The organism is Haloferax profundi (assembly GCF_001469865.1).
Taxonomy (GTDB): domain Archaea; phylum Halobacteriota; class Halobacteria; order Halobacteriales; family Haloferacaceae; genus Haloferax; species Haloferax profundi.
Genome location: NZ_LOPV01000358.1, coordinates 1 through 491, shown reverse-complemented (window position 1 = coordinate 491; position 491 = coordinate 1). Strand labels below are relative to the sequence as shown.

Below are 491 nucleotides of genomic sequence, written 5' to 3'. Positions count from 1 at the left end.
GTGGGACAGATAAGCACCTCCTGCTGGTAGACCTCCGTGACTCACACCCAGAGGTTACTGGGAAGGATGCAGAAGAACGTCTGGAGTCAGTTGGTATCACGGTCAACAAGAATACTGTCCCTGGTGAGAGTCGGTCACCATTCGTCACGAGTGGGATTCGGATTGGGACGCCAGCCGTGACAACTCGGGGATTCACAGAAACCGAGGTTGAACGTATAGCACACCACATTGCCGACCTTCTCGATAGTCCAGACGACGACGAGCTAGCTTCGGATATCAGTGACCAGATAAACATCCTCGCGAACGACTTCCCCGTTTACCACTAACGCGAAGACGAGCTAGAATCTCAATCTACTACGTTTTCGACTGAAAACGGATCGGTCGGCTATTGATTCTCTGCCCGAGTAGTGCGATGACACTCCTCAACGATATTGACGGCAATCGAGTTCTCGAGAACATCATGGACACGGATGATGTCTACACCGCGTTCA

General features: G+C 51.7%; 1 pseudogene. It reads left to right on the top strand.

From position 1 onward, the window contains the following. Positions 1 to 326, top strand: a pseudogene (locus AUR66_RS23085) (serine hydroxymethyltransferase); the annotation flags it as partial. Positions 327 to 491 lie beyond the last annotated feature (165 nt).